This is a genomic window from Neisseria mucosa, assembly GCA_003028315.1.
In the GTDB taxonomy this organism is placed as follows: domain Bacteria; phylum Pseudomonadota; class Gammaproteobacteria; order Burkholderiales; family Neisseriaceae; genus Neisseria; species Neisseria mucosa.
Window position 1 is genome coordinate 610,986 of sequence record CP028150.1, and the last position, 15,407, is coordinate 626,392.

The 15,407-nt window shown below is 50.9% G+C and carries 13 protein-coding genes and 2 pseudogenes; 8 read left to right on the plus strand and 7 right to left on the minus strand.

What is annotated here, in order from left to right; genetic code table 11:
* The first annotated feature begins 247 nt into the window (after positions 1–247).
* The 7 genes from NM96_03075 (at position 248) to NM96_03105 (ending at position 7,710) form a co-directional block, all read left to right on the plus strand.
* Positions 248–1,027: a (Fe-S)-binding protein gene (locus tag NM96_03075; GenBank protein AVR78471.1), complete on the plus strand. Its 780-nt coding sequence runs from the start codon at positions 248–250 to the stop codon at positions 1,025–1,027.
* Positions 1,024–1,725, plus strand: coding sequence for a hypothetical protein (locus NM96_03080; GenBank protein AVR78472.1), 702 nt, complete (start codon positions 1,024–1,026; stop codon positions 1,723–1,725). The genes NM96_03075 and NM96_03080 overlap by 4 nt, the downstream gene beginning before the upstream one ends.
* Entirely contained in the window at positions 1,722–3,176 is a 1,455-nt protein-coding gene (locus NM96_03085) for an iron-sulfur cluster-binding protein (GenBank protein AVR78473.1), read from the plus strand. The genes NM96_03080 and NM96_03085 overlap by 4 nt, the downstream gene beginning before the upstream one ends.
* Positions 3,177–3,480: 304 nt before the next feature.
* Entirely contained in the window at positions 3,481–5,340 is a 1,860-nt protein-coding gene (locus NM96_03090; protein AVR78474.1) for a dihydroxy-acid dehydratase, read from the plus strand.
* 356 nt (positions 5,341–5,696) lie between these two features.
* The gene (locus NM96_03095) at positions 5,697–6,176 is read left to right on the plus strand and encodes a 2-C-methyl-D-erythritol 2,4-cyclodiphosphate synthase (GenBank protein ID AVR78475.1); all 480 of its coding nucleotides are present in this window, start codon (positions 5,697–5,699) and stop codon (positions 6,174–6,176) included.
* A 70-nt stretch (positions 6,177–6,246) separates the two neighbouring features.
* A complete protein-coding gene (locus NM96_03100; protein ID AVR78476.1) occupies positions 6,247–6,918 on the plus strand; it encodes a ribose-5-phosphate isomerase RpiA in 672 nt (223 codons plus the stop codon).
* A gap of 69 nt (positions 6,919–6,987) precedes the next feature.
* Positions 6,988–7,710 carry a nuclease gene (locus NM96_03105; protein ID AVR78477.1) on the plus strand — a complete coding sequence of 241 codons (723 nt, stop codon included), beginning with the start codon at positions 6,988–6,990 and terminating at the stop codon, positions 7,708–7,710.
* Between the two features lie 69 nt (positions 7,711–7,779).
* On the opposite strand, the gene uvrC is transcribed toward NM96_03105, so the two are convergent.
* From uvrC to NM96_03135, 6 genes and pseudogenes are all read right to left on the minus strand, one after another.
* Positions 7,780–9,615, minus strand: coding sequence for an excinuclease ABC subunit UvrC (gene uvrC, locus NM96_03110; protein ID AVR78478.1), 1,836 nt, complete (start codon positions 9,613–9,615; stop codon positions 7,780–7,782).
* A gap of 138 nt (positions 9,616–9,753) precedes the next feature.
* Complete coding sequence (locus tag NM96_03115) at positions 9,754–10,074, minus strand: stress response protein (GenBank protein AVR78479.1); 321 nt, start codon at positions 10,072–10,074, stop codon at positions 9,754–9,756.
* A 79-nt stretch (positions 10,075–10,153) separates the two neighbouring features.
* Positions 10,154–10,937, minus strand: a pseudogene (locus NM96_03120) (RNA polymerase subunit sigma).
* Positions 10,933–11,780 (minus strand): IS630 family transposase gene (locus NM96_03125; GenBank protein AVR78480.1). Its coding sequence is split into 2 segments (ribosomal slippage): positions 10,933–11,465 and positions 11,465–11,780, totalling 849 coding nucleotides; the frame shifts between segments, so codons are not numbered across the junction. Before NM96_03125 ends, NM96_03120 begins: the two are co-directional and overlap by 5 nt.
* 497 nt (positions 11,781–12,277) lie before the next feature.
* Entirely contained in the window at positions 12,278–12,961 is a 684-nt protein-coding gene (locus tag NM96_03130) for a 16S rRNA pseudouridine(516) synthase (GenBank protein AVR78481.1), read from the minus strand.
* Positions 12,962–13,001: 40 nt separating this feature from the next.
* Positions 13,002–14,120, minus strand: coding sequence for a methyltransferase (locus tag NM96_03135; protein AVR78482.1), 1,119 nt, complete (start codon positions 14,118–14,120; stop codon positions 13,002–13,004).
* Between the two features lie 176 nt (positions 14,121–14,296).
* Between NM96_03135 and NM96_03140 the strand changes: the two are divergent.
* Positions 14,297–15,274 (plus strand): annotated as a pseudogene (locus tag NM96_03140) (IS30 family transposase).
* Here the strand turns inward: NM96_03140 and NM96_03145 are convergent.
* Positions 15,208–15,405 (minus strand): hypothetical protein, encoded by a 198-nt coding sequence (locus NM96_03145; GenBank protein AVR78483.1) that lies wholly within the window; start codon positions 15,403–15,405, stop codon positions 15,208–15,210. The pseudogene NM96_03140 and the gene NM96_03145 sit on opposite strands and share 67 nt — an antisense overlap.
* Positions 15,406–15,407: the final 2 nt, after the last annotated feature.

A 15,407-nucleotide genomic window follows, 5' to 3' on the forward strand; every position in this document is an offset into this window, starting at 1 on the left:
TTATAGCGGCAATGAGTTCATAAGCAATTTATTTCGGGTATTGTTTAATTATGAATATATCAGAGATTAATTATAATGATAATAATTAGCATATATGAGGACGATTCAAGATATGCGGGTATTAGGTCTTAGCAGTCATCCGATTCCAATATTATTTTTTAAAATTATACTTGACCGCCTACATGCAATTACTTAAAGTAGCCGTCTATTTATACAAAGAAAAACGGGCACTCCCGTTAACGAAAAAATGAGCGCAATCACCCCACCCAAAATCACTAAATTCGACAGCAAGCCGACCGATGTTTATTTCTTCGGCACCTGCGTCCTCGATCTTTTCATGCCCGAAGCAGGCATGGATGCCATTACTTTAATCGAGCAGCAAGGCATACGGGTTCATTACCCGATGGCGCAAAGCTGCTGCGGCCAACCCGCCTACTCTTCCGGTCATCCGACCGAGGCGTTTGATGTCGCCAAAGCGCAACTTGACCTTTTCCCTGAAAACTGGCCGATCGTCGTACCGTCCGGCTCGTGCGGCGGCATGATGAAACATCACTGGCCTACTCTGTTTAAAAATACAGAATACGAATCTAAAGCGGTTGATTGTGCCAACCGCATCATTGAGTTTACTCATTTCTTGCTTGCCATCGGCTACAAGCCTGAAGACAAAGGCGAGCCGGTCAAAGTCGCCGTTCACACTTCCTGCGCCGCCCGCCGCGAAATGAATGTCCATATTTCAGGATGGCAGTTGATTGACGGCATGGAAAACGTTGAACGTATCGTTCACGACCATGAAAGCGAATGCTGCGGCTTCGGCGGTACATTCTCGGTCAAACAAGCGGATATTTCCGGTGCGATGGTAACTGACAAAGTTGCCGCGCTGAAAGAAACCGGCGCGACCGAAATCATCAGCGCGGACTGCGGCTGCATGATGAACATCGGCGGCAAAATCGCTAAGGACGAACCGAATATGCCGCGTCCGAAACACATCGCATCCTTCTTGTTGGAACGTACCGGAGGCAAAGCATGAGCGCGCGCGAAAATATTTTGGCAAAACTGAAAAAAGCCGACGCATTGCCGATGGAAGAGCCTGCGGTTTTTGATTATTACCGTGAAATGGGTGTTTCTTGGGACAACGAAGTTGAGCGTCTGAAACATTGGGCTGCCGCTATGCGCGCCGTCAAAACCGAAATTTATTGGGTGACCAAAACCGGCTGGCCGCAAGTATTCCGTCAAGCAGCCGAAGGCAAAGGTTTGAAAAACATCCTGCTGCCGTTAGCGACCGAACACGGACAAATCGCCCGTGCCGCGCTGGTGGACAGCAATATCGAACCGATTGCTTTCGAACGCAAAATCGATACTTGGAAAACCGAGTTCTTCGCAAACATCGATGCAGGCTTCAGCGGCTCGCAATGCGGCATCGCCCGCACCGGTACACTGATGCTGTTTTCCAGCCCTGAAGAACCTCGTACTTTAAGCCTCGTTCCGCCCGTGCATTTCTGCCTGTTTGATACGGCGAAGATGTATAACGAATTCCATAATGCCGTCGAAGGTGAAAAACTGGTGGAAAACGGTATGCCGACCAATGTTTTCCTGATTTCCGGCCCGTCCAAAACCGCAGACATCCAACTGACGCTTGCTTATGGCGCACACGGTCCACGTGATTTGGTCATTCTCGCCATCCTGCCTGACCACATTTCCCCTGCCGATTTGGAGGAAAATACATGACTACGCAAACCATCAAGTTCCACATGAAGCCGGAAACTTTCAAACAAAACGCCGCAATTTCCCTTCAAGACAAGCCTTTGCGTAAGAGTCTGCGTACCGCGATGGATATGCTGATGACCAAGCGCAAAGCCGTTTTGTCCGACGAAGAAGAGTTGCAAAACCTGCGTGATTTGTGCGAACACGTCCGTCAGCGTTCATTGTCTAAATTGCCCACCCTGCTGGAGCAATTGGAAGAAAACCTGACTAAGCTGGGCGTGAAAGTACACTGGGCGGAAACGCCGGCCGAAGCCTGCGAAATCATCCACGACATCATTACTGCCAAAAACGGCAAGCTGATGGTCAAAGGTAAATCCATGGTCAGCGAGGAAATCGAGCTGAACCATTATCTTGAAGCAAAAGGCATTAAAGCGGTGGAAAGCGACTTGGGAGAGTTTATCGTCCAAATGGCAGGCGAAAAACCGACCCATATCGTGATGCCCGCCATTCACAAAACCAAAGAACAGGTTAGCGAACTTTTCCACCAAAATCTTGGCACGCCGTTAACAGACGACGTAGACCAACTGACCGGCTTCGCCCGTAAAGCACTGCGCGATATTTACAGCACTGCCGATGTCGGCTTGAGCGGCGTAAACTTTGCTGTTGCAGAAACTGGTACGCTGTGTCTGGTGGAAAACGAAGGCAACGGTCGCTTAAGTACCACCGTTCCGCCCGTGCATATCGCCATTACTGGTATTGAAAAAGTTGTAGCCAAGCTGTCGGACGTTCCTCCTTTGTACAGCCTGCTGCCACGTTCTGCCATCGGTCAGAACATTACCACCTATTTCAACATGATTACCGGCCCACGCCGTAGTGAAGAATTAGACGGCCCGCAGGAAATGCACTTGGTTCTGCTCGACAACGGCCGCAGCCAAGCCTATGCCGAAGACCAAATGCGCCGCACCTTGCAATGTATCCGTTGTGGCGCGTGTATGAACCATTGTCCGGTTTATACCCGTATCGGTGGCGCGGCATACGGCACAACCTATCCCGGCCCTATCGGCGAGATTATTTCTCCGCACCTGTTGGGTCTGGATGCCACCCGCGACCTGCCGACCGCCTGTACCATGTGTGGTGCGTGTGTAGAAGTTTGTCCGGTGCGTATCCCGATTACCGAGCAAATGCAGCGTCTGCGCGTTGAAGCGCAACGTTCACCGTCCGAAGTCGTACCGCATCCTATCCGCGGACAAGGCGCATCGCATACCTTCGGCGAACAAATGGCATGGCGCACATTCAACGGCATTTTCAGCGGCAGCAAGGCCTACCGCGCCTTCGGTTGGGCAGCCACCAAATTCCGTGCATTGACGCCGAGCAAGCAAATGGGCTGGACGGACAACCGCGTTCCAATGAAACCTGCCAAGAAAACGCTGCATGAAATGATGGCGGAAAAAATGCGCCAAAAAGAAAAAGCGTAAAGCCGAAATTCATAAGGGTAATGACCCATATCTGAACATGATATGTGTCTAAGCTTTTTTCTTGTAAAAGTTATAAAGGTCGTCTGAAAAGTATTTCAGACGACCTTCTGTTTATTGTTGAAGCAAATGCAGGATAAGCAAATACTGCTTAGTTTTATTACAAAATAGCGGTTCTTTGCCAAACATAATTGGTATAAAATACCAAACTATTTTTATAGGCCGCAGGCAATCATTTCAGCGTATTTTCAGAATGCGAAGCCTGCCTGTTAGGTACGGCCTTATCATATGAATAAAGGAATGCAAAATGCCAGACTACCGCTCCAAAACCTCCACCCACGGCCGCAATATGGCGGGTGCACGCGCATTGTGGCGCGCCACCGGCGTGATGGAAACCGACTTCGGCAAGCCCATCATCGCCGTTGCCAACTCGTTCACCCAATTCGTGCCCGGACATGTCCACCTGCACAACATGGGCCAACTAGTTGCCCGCGAGATTGAAAAAGCCGGTGCAATCGCCAAAGAATTCAACACCATCGCCATCGACGACGGCATCGCCATGGGACACAGCGGCATGCTGTACTCCCTGCCCAGCCGCGATTTGATTGCCGACTCCATCGAATATATGATCAACGCCCACTGCGCCGACGCGCTGGTGTGCATTTCCAACTGCGACAAAATCACCCCGGGAATGCTGATTGCCGCCATGCGCCTGAACATCCCGACCATCTTCGTTTCCGGCGGCCCGATGGAAGCGGGCAAGGTCATCGGCGTGGCCAACATCCAGCCCGAACGCCGCTTGGACTTGATTGACGCCATGATTGAATCGGCGGACGACAATGTCAGCAACCAGCAAGTCGAAGAAGTCGAACAAAACGCCTGCCCAACCTGCGGCTCCTGCTCCGGCATGTTCACCGCCAACTCTATGAACTGCCTGACCGAAGCGCTCGGTCTGTCCCTGCCCGGCAACGGCTCTTACCTCGCCACCCACGCCGGCCGCAAAGAATTGTTCCTCGAAGCCGGCCGCATGATTGTCGAAATCACCAAACGCTATTACGAGCAAGACGACGAAACCGTACTGCCGCGCAGCATCGCCACCAAAAAAGCGTTTGAAAACGCCATGACCATGGACATCGCCATGGGCGGTTCCACCAACACCATCCTGCATTTGCTCGCCGTCGCCAACGAAGCGGGCGTGGATTTTAAAATGGCCGACATCGACCGCTTAAGCCGCGTCGTGCCCTGCATCTGCAAAACCGCGCCCAACAACCACGACTACTACATGGAAGACGTGCACCGCGCCGGCGGCATCTTCGCCATTCTGAAAGAACTGGACAAAGCGGGCAAACTGCACACCGACGTGTACACCATCCACGCGCCGACGCTGAAAGACGCGATTGAAAAATGGGACGTAACCAATCCCGAAAACACCCACGCCATCGAACGCTTCAAAGCCGCGCCCGGCGGCGTGCGCACCACCCAAGCGTTCTCGCAAAACCGCATGTGGAAAACCCTCGACCTCGACCGCGAAAAGGGCTGCATCCGCAACGTCGAACACGCCTACTCGCAAGACGGCGGTTTGGCGGTCTTGTTCGGCAACATCGCCGAGCGCGGCTGCGTGGTGAAAACCGCAGGCGTGGACGAGAGCATCCTCAAATTCACCGGCCGCGCCCGCGTGTTTGAAAGCCAGGAAGCCGCCGTCGAAGGCATTTTGGGCAACCAAATCGTCGCCGGCGACATCGTCATCATCCGCTACGAAGGCCCCAAAGGCGGCCCGGGTATGCAGGAAATGCTGTATCCGACTTCCTACCTGAAATCCAAAGGCCTCGGCAAAGCCTGCGCCTTGCTGACTGACGGACGCTTCTCCGGCGGCACATCAGGCCTCTCCATTGGCCACGCTTCGCCTGAAGCGGCGGAAGGCGGCGCCATCGGCTTGGTGCACGAAGGCGACACGATTGAAATCGACATTCCCAACCGCAGCATCAATCTGAAAGTGTCCGACGAAGAACTCGCAAAACGCCGCGCTGAAATGGAAGCACGCGGCAGCAAAGCGTGGAAACCGGAAACCCGCGACCGCTACGTCTCCGCCGCCCTGCGCGCCTACGGCGCAATGGCGACTTCCGCCGACAAAGGCGCGGTGCGCGACGTATCGCAAATCGAGCGTTGATTCGGTATATTACGGGCAGGAGGCCATCGGAAACGCTCCTGCCCTTTTTCTGTTTGAATCAATGTTTACGGCGAAACCGTATCCATGACTTATCTCTCAGCGATTTATAGTGGATTAAATTTAAATCAGGACAAGGCGACGAAGCCGCAGACAGTACAGATAGTACGGTAAGGCGAGGCAACGCCGTACTGGTTTAAAGTTAATCCACTATATTTTATTGCTTGTATCGGTTGAAAAAGTTTCAAGCGGGTATCTGATGGAAAATTAGGCAAAAGGCTGCGAAACTTTGATACCCATATGTCAGGTCGTCTGAAACCCGTTTTTCAGACGACCTGACATTGAAAAAAGGACAAAACATGAATATCCGCATCGGACAAGGCTACGATGTCCACCAACTCGTCGAAGGCCGCGATTTGATTCTCGGCGGCGTAAAGATCCCGTTTGAAAAAGGCCTGCTCGGTCATTCCGATGCCGACGCGCTGTTGCACGCGATTACTGATGCTTTACTTGGCGCGGCGGGCTTGGGCGACATCGGCAGCCATTTCCCTGATACCGCCGCCGAGTTTAAAGATGCCGACAGCCGCGTATTGTTGCGCGAAGCGTATCAAAGCGTGCAGGCATTGGGCTGGTGCATTGTGAACGTGGACACAACCATCATCGCACAAAAGCCCAAACTCGCGCCGCACATTCCAGCCATGCGCGCCAACATTGCCGCCGATTTGGGCATTCAGACGGCCTGTGTCAATATCAAAGGCAAAACCAACGAAAAACTCGGCTATCTGGGGCGCATGGAAGCCATCGAGGCGCAGGCGGCGGTGTTGCTGGAAAAAGCGTAAGCAGGCAAGCACAAATGGCATGAAAATGTTAACATATGCCCATCAACCGACATCCCATTAAGGAGAACTCATGGCTACTCAAGACGAATTGAAGCGCATTGCCGCCGAGAAAGCGGTGGAATTCGTACCCGAAAACGAATACATCGGCATCGGCTCCGGCTCGACCGTGAATATGTTTATCGAAGCGTTGGGCAAAAGCGGCAAAAAAATCAAAGGCGCGGTTTCGACTTCTAAAAAGTCCAGCGAACTGATGGCGCAATACGACATCCCCGAAGTATCACTGAATGATGTGATGGGGCTGGCTGTCTATGTTGACGGTGCGGACGAAGTGAACCATATGCTGCAAATGATTAAAGGCGGCGGCGGCGCGCATTTAAACGAAAAAGTTGTCGCCAGCGCGTCCGACAAATTCATCTGTATCGCCGACGAGAGCAAATATGTTTCGCGTTTGGGAAAATTCCCGCTGCCCGTAGAAGTGTTGCCCGGCGCACGTTCGCTGGTGTCCCGCAAACTTTTGGCAATGGGCGGACAGCCAGAATTGCGCCTGAACTACACCACCTTCCACGGCAACCAAATCATTGATGTCTATGACTTGCATATTGACCGTCCGCTGACTATGGAAGATGAAATCAACCGCATCACCGGCGTTCTCGAAAACGGCATCTTCGCCCGCAACGCTGCGGATGTGTTGATATTGGGTACAGAGCAGGGCGCCAAAGTCATCAAACCCGGACAAAATTAAAGGCAATAAACAGCGAAGGTCGTCTGAAAACCAATTTCGGTTTTCAGACGACCTTATCATTCTCAAATTATGAAGACCACTACCATGCTCAAATGGCTGCCCGTTTTCCTGTCTGTATTGGGCGCATTGGGTTACAGCTCACGCGATACCGAACTTGTTCAATCAGGCGTTCAGATTGTTTCCGATATTACAGACAGCCGTCATTTCGGCTTAGAGGCCGTCGGTGCGCTACTGACCGATACAATCAGGCCAAAGTCGTCTGAAAACGAAGTGGACAAGACTGGCATACATAAAAAAGCCCCCTATACTTATCACGGAAAAATCATCAAAATCCACGACGGTGATACCCTTCATGTCATCGACGGAGACGGTGCAAAACACAAAATCCGCATGGCGTATATCGACGCGCCCGAAATCAATCAGGCATACGGCACACGTTCGTGCGACAACCTTATTGCCGCGGCTGACGGCAAAAAAGTGAAAGTACGCGTATTCGAAAAAGACCGCTACCAACGCGAAGTTGCGCAGGTATCCGTTGGGACAACCGATTTGAACCTTATGCAGCTGCGCGACGGCGCGGCATGGCATTACGACAGCTATGCCAAAAAACAGCAAAACAAAACCGCCTATACCGATTACGCTGCCGCCCAAAAGCAGGCAAAACAAAAACGTAAAGGTTTGTGGGGCGGTAAAAATCCGCAAGCTCCGTGGGATTTCCGAAGGGAGGAACGCGAAGCGCAAGAAGGACGCGGAAACTCAAAATTGGAAGAAAACTGGTTGGGGATTTGGTAAGAAGGAAATATAAGCAAGAGGTCGTCTGAAAACTTTTCAGACGACCTCTTGCTTTATTCATCCCATCGTTTAATGCAGATGCTCGTAAATGGTTTCCGCCAATGCCTTGCTGATGCCTTCGACTTGTTCCAAATCTTCTTTGCTGGCGGCAACGACGCCGCGCAGGCCGCCGAAGCGGGTGAGCAGGGCTTGGCGGCGTTTGCTGCCTACGCCGGGGATGTCGCTGAGGGACGAGGTAACGCGGGCTTTGTCGCGTTTTTTGCGGTGGCCTGTGATGGCGAAGCGGTGCGATTCGTCGCGCACGGTTTGCAGGAGGTGCAGGGCGGGGCTGTTGGGCGGCAGGCGGAAGGTTTCGCCGGTGAACGGGAGGATGAGTTCTTCCATGCCGGCTTTGCGTTCGGGGCCTTTGGCGATGCCGACCAAGGGGATGTGCAGCCCGAGTTCTTCCCATACGGATACGGCGATGCCGATTTGTCCTTTGCCGCCGTCAATCAATACGACATCCGGCCATTTGACGGCCTCGCCGTTGGCTTCGGCCTCCTGCATTTTGCCATAGCGGCGGGTGAGGACTTCGCGCATGGCGGCGTAGTCGTCGCCGGGTTTGGCGGTGGTGATGTTGTAGCGGCGGTATTGCGAGGGTTGGATGTTTTGTTCGTCGTACACGACGCAGGAAGCGATGGTGGCTTCGCCTTGAGTGTGGCTGATGTCGAAGCATTCGAGGCGGTTGAGGTCGTCTGAATTCATGTTCAGGATTTTTGCCAACTCGTCGATGCGGTGTTGCTGGCTGCTTTGTTGCAGGCGGCGTTGGGTAATCGCCATTTGTGCGTTTTGTTCCGCCATTTTCAGCCAGACTTTGCGTTCGCCTATGGTTTTGGTCACGAACTGCATTTGTTTGCCGTGCTCGCCCTCCAAGGCTTCTTTTAATGCGTCGGGGACGGGGAAGTTGCTGATGATGATGTCGGGCTTGCTTTTACCCAGATAGTGTTGGGCGACGAAGGCTTCGGCGTAATCTTGCCCGTTCGGTTCGGGGTCGTTTTTGGTGTCGGGGAAGAAGCTTTTGTCGCCGACATGCCGCCCGCCGCGTATGCTGACCCAGTGTACGCAGACGAGGCCGTCTGAAACGGCGAGCGCAAGCAGGTCTATGTCGTTGGGATTGTTCGGGTTTTTGCTGTCGATGAACTGATTGCTCTGCATGATGCCGAGCGCTTGGATTTGGTCGCGGTAGCGGGCGGCTTCTTCAAATTGCAGGTTGGCGGCGGCGGTCTGCATTTTGTGTTGCAGGGTGCGGGTCAGTTCGTCGGTTTTGCCGTTGAGGAAGGTAGCAGCTTGGCGCACGCTGTCGCGGTAGTCTTCTTCGCTGATGTGGCCGACGCAGGGCGCGGTGCAGCGTTTGATTTGGTACAGCAGGCAAGGGCGGTCGCGGTGTTCGAACACGCTGTCTTCGCAGGTACGCAGCATGAAGACTTTTTGCAGGACTTGTATGCTGTCGCGCACGGCGTTGCTGTTGGGATAGGGGCCGAAGTATTGGTTGGGCTTTTTCAGTGTGCCGCGGTAATACGCCATCTGCGGATATTGATGCCCGCTGAGCATGAGGTAGGGATAGCTTTTGTCGTCGCGGAAAAGGATATTGTATTTGGGCGACAGGGCTTTGATGAAGTTGTTTTCGAGAATCAGGGCTTCGGCTTCGGAGCGGGTGATGGTGGTTTCGATGTGGTGAACCTGTTTCACCATCAACGCGATGCGCGGGGAATGGTCGTTTTTCTGGAAATAACCGGACACGCGCCGCTTGAGGTTGACGGCTTTGCCGACGTATAAAACGTTGCCGCCTTCGTCGAAAAAACGGTATACGCCGGGCAGGTTGGGCAGGTTTTTGAGGAATAGGGGGATGTCGAAGTCCGTGGTCATGGGGCGGGTGGTAGTATAGGGGCTGGAAAGTCGGAATTATAGGGGAAACTATATTTCAGGAATATAACAAAAGGTCGTCTGAAAACAGGTTTTCTCAAATAGAAACCCGTTTTCAGACGACCTTTACCGATATGATTGTTAACGGCGGAATTTGCCTTGATCGAAATCATCAAATGCTTCGTAAGCGGCGCGGCATTGGATGCGTTGTTCTTTATAGGGTAGCTGACGGAAAGCTTTGCGGGCTTTTCGGTTTTCTTTCAATTCGGCACGGTTGCCTTTGTATTTGTACCATGCAGCGCGGCGGTCGAGGTGCTTTTTGCAGACGGGATGCAGTTTGCCATGTTCGGCTTGAGTTCGCGGATGGTGGCGTTTATGGGTATCTGCATCGGCAGTTTGGGCGGAAAAACCCAGTATCAGTGCAATGGACAAAGTAGAAAGCAAGCCTTTTTTGATTAACATGATGACCTCCTGTTTGTAGGATTGAATGAGTACTTTGCAAAATTGAAATCTATAAAACAGGTGCTCAGAGATTTACGGCTCACTCTCGCTTCGCGTTACCAAACACCAGCTTATCGGTTTTGAACGTATAGTAATCAATCCAATCCTGCAGATATTCATACGGGTAAGACAAGTCATACTGTTTCATAAAATCGAAGATGTCTTGGTATTCGTCTGCCGGCAGCGGATCGTAAACAATCAAATCCCTCGGCGCGATTTCGTGGTCTATGCCTAAATCGAAACCGTGCATGGATGCGATTTTGGCGTAGGTAACGATTTGCGGCTGCAGGTAGAAATCGAAATAGGACAATGTTTCTTTGGCAGCCATACGCGCGGTTTTTTTATCGAAAAGCGGCCATCAGCAGAGTATTGTAAATCATATGACGGTTGAGGTCGTAGCGGTTTACGAAGGCTTCTGTATCGTTGGCGATGTTGTCGATATTGCGCACCAGAAACTCACGCAGCTGCGGGCTGTCGCTCATCAGCATCAGAAACATCGGATTTTGAATATTGAGCATGTCACAGGGAAAGAAGAAGGGTGTAGGGTCAGACCATCCCATACTTGCCAGTATTTCAAGTTTACTATAAGCATAAGCATACTGTTTGAACTTTTTAAGGTTGTGTTCAAACAGATAAGCATATGAGCATGCCGCATAAACATCTATAGAAATGACACAGATCGCTCCAATTGGAGATCCCTTTCTTTCATTAATATACTCTATGCTATCAGCACTTTTCTCTCTATTAAATCTTTGAGTGGTTCCTATAATCACATCTGTAATATGTCCATACCATTTTTGTGTGGTCATCATATTATAGTCAATTAAAATCAAAATAGGACAGTGACGCATCGTCAAATCGGGCGTAATCAGACAATACGGTTCGCAGATACCGCTTAATATTCGCCCACACCTTCTCAATCGGATTGAGCTCAGGTGAATAAGGCGCAAGAGGCAATACCTTATGTCCACATTTTTCCGCCATTTCCCGTAAAACACCCATACGGTGAAATCGCGCATTATCTAAAATAATCACCGATTTTTGAGTCAATGCGGGCAGTAGGCATTGCTGAAACCACGCTTCAAAAAAGACTCCGGTCATCGTATTTTGATAAACCATCGGAGCAATCAGCCGGTTGCCGACTTGTGCGGACACCAGAGATAAGCGTCGGTATCTTTTTCCACTTATCTGCGCTTTCACTATTTGCCCTTTCTGGCTGCGGGCATAGGGGCGGAACAGGTAGCGGTCAAATCCTGTTTCATCCAAATAAACACGTTGGTAGTCGGAAAATTCGGCCAGCTGTGTCAAATAATGCGTTACTTTGGCCGGATCTTGTTCTTTGTAAGTGGTGGTCTTTTTTTGCGCGTCATTCCCATCTGTTTGAGTGCATAGCAAACGGCGGCTGGCGTACAATCAAAATGTTTGGCGATTTCATGCAGATAGGCATCCGGATGTTGCCCAACATATTGAGCCAGTTTTTGCCTATCCAATTTGACGGCATTTAGACCGGTAACTTGATGTTTTAGGCTGCCTGTTTGCTTTTTAAGGCGAATCCACAGGTAAAGCGTGTTTCTTGACAAGTTAAACGTTGCTGCGGTTTGGCTGATGTTTTTGCATTGTTCGTAATAGTTTAAAGCTTTGTTTCTTAAGTCCGCAGAGTATGCCATGGTTAGACCTTCAAAGTTGAGTATTGTACTATTTTATTTTTAATTGACTATATGTCCCAATTGTTATCTCCTTATAGTAGTTTTAGAAGGAACTTTTTATAGGCCAGTCTCGCTTCACCGAGAACTATACCCTGTAAAGTAAACAGGCATTAGACAGCGGTCTGTGAATAAAATAATTTGTTTTACCAGTCGATTCTATTCGCCTGATTAAGAGAAGGGAGCTATACGGTAGGAAGGGCTGAGAAAATCGCAGATAAAAAAAACCATCTATACTAAGGGGAAAAGTATAGATGGCCAAACACATTACGGGGAAAACGTCTTACTCACTTACTCACTTCTCTCGAAGCAAGTGTTACTCAGACACGCGAATTATATAATAGTTCACGAATGATGACGTTAAGTTTGGTTAATGACATCTTAACAATCATATCATCATGTTTTTAAACAAATAAAAAAACCATAATGGTTAAATTTTTTTTGAAAAAACTTTAAAATTTTCAAACTGTGATGAATTTCCACTCCCCTGAGGCTAAATTTTCTACCGTTCGTCCGTTAAATTTGTCCCGATGAAGGTGTTCGACGCGGTTGCCGGCGGCGGCGACCATGCGTTTGACTTGATGATATTTGCCTTCGGTAATGGTCATCAGCAGGGTGGTCGGGTTTTCCAAAACAGCTTCGGCTGCGCGGACGGTTTCGTTGTCGTCGTTCAGCAGGACGCCGTTTTTCAGCGTTTCACACAGGCTGTCGTCGGCAGGATGCTTCAGGGTAACGCGGTAGATTTTGGGCACTTTGTGTTTCGGCGAGGTAAGGCGGTGGTTGAACTGCCCGTCGTTGGTAATCAGCAAAACGCCCGTCGTATCCGCATCCAGCCTGCCGACCGCCTGCATGTCGATATTGCGCATATGGTCGGGGAAAAGGCTGAAAACGCTGGGGTATTGCTGCGGTTTGTGCGAGGTTTCGTAATCGGCAGGCTTGTTGAGCAGGATATAAAAATAAGGCATGGGCACGACAACGATGTCTTCGCCGTCTATACGCAGCGTTTGGACATCGGCGGGATCGATGTCGGCTTTGGCGTCGTTGTAGACCGTATCGTTGATTTCGACACAGTCGTTTTGAATCAGCCACTGGCATTGTTTGCGGCTGCCTATGCCTTGGGATTGAAGGTATTTGATCAGTTGCATGGGAATGGCGGGAACGGGTTTCAGACGACCTAATTGTATATCAGGACTTCGCTTTCAAACGATAGAGATAAGTGGTTTCCTGATTGCGGGCGAAGGCGAGCGGGTCGGATTCGTCGGCGGCTTTGCGGTGGCGCGGTTTGGTTTTCAGAATATCGACCACTTCTAGAGAGGTCGTCTGAAAACATTGTTCCAGAAAATCGCGGTCGCGCAGGTGTAGATGTTCTGCCAAGTCGGAAATGATTAACCACGCTTCGCCTTGCGAGTTTAAATGTTGCCGCACGCCGTTTAAAAAGGCGGTCAGCATGGCGTTGTCGGGGTCGTAGAGGGCGGTTTCGACGGCGGAAGTCGGTTTGGCAGGCAGCCACGGCGGGTTGCAGACGATCAGATCGGCGCGTCCTTCGGGAAATAAATCGACAGCTTTGACGGCGACTTGTTTGTCCAGCCCCAAGCGGGCGAGATTGGCGGTTGCGCAGGCAATGGCCTTGGGGTTGGTATCGGTAGCGATGATTTCGGAAATGCCGCGTTTGGCGAGGATGGCGGCGATAACGCCGGAACCTGTGCCGATGTCGAAGGCCGTCTGAATATGGGGATTTAACGGTGCTTGGGCGATTAAGTCCAAATATTCGCCGCGCAGGGGCGAGAACACGCCGAAGGGAACATGGATTTTGCCGTCAAGCTGCGGAATGTCTATGCCTTTTTTGTGCCATTCGTGTGCGCCGATAAAGCCCAAAAGTTGGTTGAGCGGCAGCAAAAACGGCGCGTCGTTCGGCTCGGTATATACATCGGCAAGGGCGGCGCGGACGTTGGGCGCGCGCGGGTTGCTTAACTGAAAACCCGCGCCGATTTCGACGGCAAGCATATTTAGCACGCGGCTTTGCTGCGCCTGTTTCATGCGGTGGGTGTGGAAGGCCGTCTGAATATCGGCAGGCGCGTTTTTTGTTTTTTCAGACGACCTGCGGACGCGCTTTTTCATCGCTGCCAATACTTGCTTGGCGTTGTGGAAATCGCCCGTCCAAACGGTTGCCGTTTGGGCGTGGGCGTTTTTCAGAATATCGGCGGCATTGCTTTCATGCACATAAACCGCCTGCTTGGGCGGCTTCTGCGTGCTTTCGTTGCGCCATTCGGCAGCGGCGCGGTCGATGGGGATAATGGGAAACATGACGGGAAGGAGGAAGGGAAAACGGCGGCAAGTTTACTATATTTCGGGAAGTATGTATTGAAAGCGGAATAGGGTTGTAATAAAGGCCGGCGGATTCGCATTTGAAGTGCAACTTTCCATAACAGAAAAAGGCCAGTATGCGGTAGCATACGGCCTTTCCTGCAAGAAAGATTGCCATGAGCTACACACAACTGACCCAAGACGAACGATACCATATCCAATACCTGTCCCGCCACTGCACCATCGCCGAAATCGCCAAACAACTTAACCGCCACAAAAGCACCATCAGCCGCGAAATCAAGCGGCACTGTAACCAAGGGCAGCAATACAGCGCCGAGAAAGCCCAGCGGCAAAGCCGGCTTACCAAACAACGCCAGCGAAAACCCTATAAGCTCGATTCGCAGCTGATTCAACACATCGACACCCTTATCCGCCGCAAACTCAGTCCCGAACAAGTATGCGCCTACCTGCGCAAACACCACCAAATTACGCTCCACCACAGCACCATTTACCGCCACCTCCGCCAAGACAAAAGCAACGGCGGCACCTTGTGGCAACATCTCAGAATATGCAGCAAACCCTACCGCAAACGCTACGGCAGCACATGGATCAGAGGCAAAGTGCCCAACCGTGTCGGCATAGAAAACCGACCCGCCATCGTCGACCAAAAAGCCCGCATCGGCGATTGGGAAGCCGACACCATCGTTGGCAAAGGACAGAAAAGTGCATTACTGACCTTGGTCGAACGCGTTACCCGCTACACCATCATTTGCAAATTGAAGAACTTAAAAGCCGAAGACACTACCCTAGCAGCCATTAGGGTATTAAAGGCACATAAAGCCAGAGTGCACACCATAACCATGGATAACGGCAAAGAATTTTACCAACACACCAAAATAGCCAAAGCATTGAAAGCGGAGACTTATTTTTGCGGCCCTTACCATTCTTGGGAAAAAGGACTGAATGAAAACACCAACGGACTCATCCGACAATATTTCCCCAAACAAACCGATTTCTGAAACATCAGCGATCGGGAGATACGCAGGGTTCAAGATGAGTTGAACCACCGGCCGAGAAAAACACTTGGCTACGAAACGCCAAGTGTTTTATTCTTAAATCTGTTCCAACCACTGGTACCCTGGTGTTGCACTTGAAATCCGAATCCAAGGTCGTCTGAAATTTGAAATGTGGTTTCAGGCGACCTATTCTCAATTGCATAAAATACTTTCTTTCCGTCTGCAAACGGAGTACATTTACCCCCATTGTTAACAATTTTACGGAACACAC

Bases quoted from the DNA above. Each gene is read 5' to 3' on its own strand.
- NM96_03080 (AVR78472.1), top strand. From the start codon at position 1,024: ATGAGCGCGCGCGAAAATATTTTGGCAAAACTGAAAAAAGCCGACGCA.
- NM96_03130 (AVR78481.1), bottom strand. From the start codon at position 12,961: ATGCAACTGATCAAATACCTTCAATCCCAAGGCATAGGCAGCCGCAAA.
- NM96_03100 (AVR78476.1), top strand. From the start codon at position 6,247: ATGGCTACTCAAGACGAATTGAAGCGCATTGCCGCCGAGAAAGCGGTG.
- NM96_03115 (AVR78479.1), bottom strand. From the start codon at position 10,074: ATGTTAATCAAAAAAGGCTTGCTTTCTACTTTGTCCATTGCACTGATA.
- NM96_03085 (AVR78473.1), top strand. From the start codon at position 1,722: ATGACTACGCAAACCATCAAGTTCCACATGAAGCCGGAAACTTTCAAA.
- NM96_03105 (AVR78477.1), top strand. From the start codon at position 6,988: ATGAAGACCACTACCATGCTCAAATGGCTGCCCGTTTTCCTGTCTGTA.
- NM96_03090 (AVR78474.1), top strand. From the start codon at position 3,481: ATGCCAGACTACCGCTCCAAAACCTCCACCCACGGCCGCAATATGGCG.
- NM96_03075 (AVR78471.1), top strand. From the start codon at position 248: ATGAGCGCAATCACCCCACCCAAAATCACTAAATTCGACAGCAAGCCG.
- NM96_03095 (AVR78475.1), top strand. From the start codon at position 5,697: ATGAATATCCGCATCGGACAAGGCTACGATGTCCACCAACTCGTCGAA.
- NM96_03135 (AVR78482.1), bottom strand. From the start codon at position 14,120: ATGTTTCCCATTATCCCCATCGACCGCGCCGCTGCCGAATGGCGCAAC.
- uvrC (AVR78478.1), bottom strand. From the start codon at position 9,615: ATGACCACGGACTTCGACATCCCCCTATTCCTCAAAAACCTGCCCAAC.